Origin of the sequence: Streptomyces sp. NPDC057654 (assembly GCF_042800135.1) — a bacterium.
Classification (GTDB): Bacteria; Actinomycetota; Actinomycetes; order Streptomycetales; family Streptomycetaceae; genus Streptomyces.
In genome coordinates this window covers 1-2,876 of the sequence record NZ_JBHVHQ010001011.1, presented here as the reverse complement: position 1 = coordinate 2,876, position 2,876 = coordinate 1, and the positions used below count along the sequence as shown (strand labels likewise).

The 2,876-nt window shown below is 73.7% G+C and carries 4 protein-coding genes; all 4 read left to right on the top strand.

The genetic code is table 11. The features are described from left to right. A partial coding sequence (locus ACFU99_RS39700) for an SUMF1/EgtB/PvdO family nonheme iron enzyme (RefSeq protein ID WP_384402412.1) occupies positions 1-556 on the top strand: 556 nt, incomplete at its 5' end. After that, positions 556-1,335: an ergothioneine biosynthesis protein EgtC gene (gene egtC, locus ACFU99_RS39695; protein ID WP_384402410.1), complete on the top strand. Its 780-nt coding sequence runs from the start codon at positions 556-558 to the stop codon at positions 1,333-1,335. The genes ACFU99_RS39700 and egtC, both read left to right, overlap by 1 nt. Then, positions 1,332-2,336, top strand: a complete 1,005-nt coding sequence (gene egtD / locus ACFU99_RS39690; protein WP_384402407.1) for an L-histidine N(alpha)-methyltransferase — start codon at positions 1,332-1,334, stop codon at positions 2,334-2,336. The genes egtC and egtD overlap by 4 nt, the downstream gene beginning before the upstream one ends. Positions 2,337-2,510: 174 nt before the next feature. Then, positions 2,511-2,876 (top strand): universal stress protein (locus tag ACFU99_RS39685; protein ID WP_384402415.1); only part of this gene is annotated, 366 nt, incomplete at its 3' end.

Sequence of the window (2,876 nt, the reverse complement as noted above, 5' to 3'; positions counted from 1 at the left end):
GTTCTGGCGGCGCGAGGGGACCGGCTGGGTGCGGCGGCGGTTCGGGGTCGTGGAGCCCGTACCGCCGGACGAGCCGGTGCTGCATGTGAGCTGGTACGAGGCCGACGCGTACGCCCGGTGGGCGGGGCGGCGGCTGCCCACGGAGGCCGAGTGGGAGAAGGCGGCCCGCCACGATCCGGTCACCGGCGGTTCCCGCCGCTATCCGTGGGGCGACGCCGATCCGGGCCCCGAGCACGCGAACCTCGGGCAGCGGCATCTGCGCCCCGCACCCCTCGGCGCGTACGAGGCGGGACAATCACCTTTGGGTGTACGGCAGTTGATAGGGGACGTCTGGGAGTGGACGTCCAGCGACTTCCTGCCCTATCCCGGGTTCCGGGCCTTCCCCTACCGCGAGTATTCGGAAGTGTTCTTCGGCGGCTCCCACAAGGTGCTGCGCGGCGGCTCCTTCGGCGTCGACGCGGTGGCCTGCCGCGGCACGTTCCGCAACTGGGATCTGCCGGTGCGCCGGCAGATCTTCTCGGGGTTCCGCACTGCTCGCGACGCGGAGGCCGTCTGATGTGCCGTCACCTGGCTTATGTGGGACCGGACATCGCGCTCGCAGAGGTGCTGACGCGGCCCGCGCACTCGCTCTTCCGGCAGTCGTGGGCCCCACGCCGGCAGCGGTACGGGACCGTGAACGCGGACGGTTTCGGGATCGGCTGGTACGCGCCCGGGGACGCGGTTCCCGCGCGGTACCGCAGATCCGGGCCGATCTGGGCGGACCTGTCGGTCATGGACCTGGCGCGGGTCGTACGGAGCGGGGCGCTGCTCGGCGCCGTACGGGACGCGACCGAGGCGGGGGCCGACGGGGAGGCGGCGGTCGCTCCGTTCGCGGACGGGCCGTGGCTGTTCAGCCACAACGGCGCGCTCCTCGGCTGGCCCGGCTCCGCCGCGCGGCTCGCGGCGGGACTCCCCGCCGCCGAACTGCTGGACCTGGCGGCGCGCTGCGACTCCGCGTTCGTCTGGGCGCTCGTACGGCACCGGCTCGGCGCCGGTGACACCGCCGCCGAGGCCCTGACGGACACGGTCACAGCACTCGCCGCGGCAGCCCCCGGCTCGCGCCTGAACCTGCTGCTCACCGATGGCGAGACCATTACGGCTACGGCGTGGGGGGACACGCTCTGGTACCTGGCCACGGCCGTCGAACCGGCGGCCGAGGAGCCGCACCGCCGGGTGGTCGTCGCCTCCGAGCCGTACGACGACGATCCGCGCTGGCACGAGGTGCCGGACCGCACCCTGCTCACCGCCTCCCGCACCGACGTCCTGCTGACCCCGCTCAAGGAGCCCTGCCCGTGAGCCCCTTCGCCCTGACCCGCGCCCTGCCCGCCGACGCCACCGCCGCCGCCCTGCGCGCCGACGTCGCCGCCGGGCTGACCCGCGAGCCCAAGCAGCTCCCGCCGAAGTGGTTCTACGACGCGCGCGGCAGCGAGCTGTTCGACCAGATCACCCGGCTGCCCGCGTACTACCCGACCCGCGCCGAACGGGAGATCCTCCTCGTCCGCGCCGCCGACATCGCCGCCGCGACCGGCGCCCGCACCCTCGTCGAGCTGGGCTCCGGCTCCTCGGAGAAGACCCGCCACCTGATCCGGGCGCTGACCGCACTGGACCACTATGTACCGGTGGACGTCAGCGAGAGCGCGCTCGACGGCGCCGCCCGCGCGCTGCTCGCGGACCATCCGGGGCTGTCCGTGCACGCCCTGGTCGCCGACTTCCAGCAGGGGCTCGCACTGCCCGCGACGCCGGGGCCGCGGCTGCTCGCGTTCCTCGGCTCCACCATCGGCAATCTGCTGCCGCCCGAGCGGGCGGTGTTCCTGGCGTCCGTACGGGCCGCGCTGGAGCCCGGCGACGCGCTGCTGCTCGGCACGGACCTGGTCAAGGACGAGCGGGTGCTCGTCCGCGCGTACGACGACCCGGAGGGCGTCACCGCGGCCTTCAACAAGAACGTCCTGACCGTGATCGACCGCGAGCTGGGCGCGGACTTCGACCCCGGCGGCTTCGACCATGTCGCGTTCTGGGACCCGGAGCACGAGTGGATCGAGATGCGGCTGCGGGCCCGTTCGGCCGTCACCGTCAAGATCCCCGCGCTCGATCTCGCGGTGGCCTTCGAGGCGGGCGAGGAGCTGCGGACGGAGGTGTCGGCGAAGTTCCGCCGGGCGGGCGTACGGGCCGAGCTGGCGGCGGCGGGGATGGAGCTCACGCACTGGTGGACCGATCACGCGGACCGCTTCGCGCTCTGCCTGGCGGTGCCGGTTCCGGTTCCGGCGCCCTCGCCCGGCGCCGGCCCCGGGGGCAAGTGATCATGAGCACGTCGGGGCCGCTAGCCTCTTCCCCGGGGCCGTATCGAGGATGACGCGAGGCGAAGGTCAGTGAAAGACGAGAAGGACCAGCACGACGAAACCGGCGACGACACGGACCGGAGGCCCGGGGAGTGCGCGCGCGGCACGTTCGAGCGCGGCACCGACGGGCCGAAGGTGATCGTCGCCGGGGTGGACGGCTCCGATTCCTCCTGGCGCGCCGCCGCCTACGCCTCGGGCCTCGCCCGGCGGCAGAACGCGCTGCTCGCGATCGTGTACGTACAGCCCGTGCTCGCCTCGGGCGCGGCGCTGGGCGCGGCGGTCGTGGAGACCACGGAGGAGGTCGCGGAGGAGCTGATGGCGGAGATCCGCGCTTCGACGGAGCGGCTGCGCGGCATATGGAACGTGCGCTGGGAGTTCCATACCTTCCGTGGCGACCCGTACACCGGGCTGGTGCAGGCGGCCGACGACCTGACGGCGGACGCCGTGGTCGTCGGCGCGTCCGAGCAGGCGGGGCACCGGATCATCGGCTCGGTGGCGGTG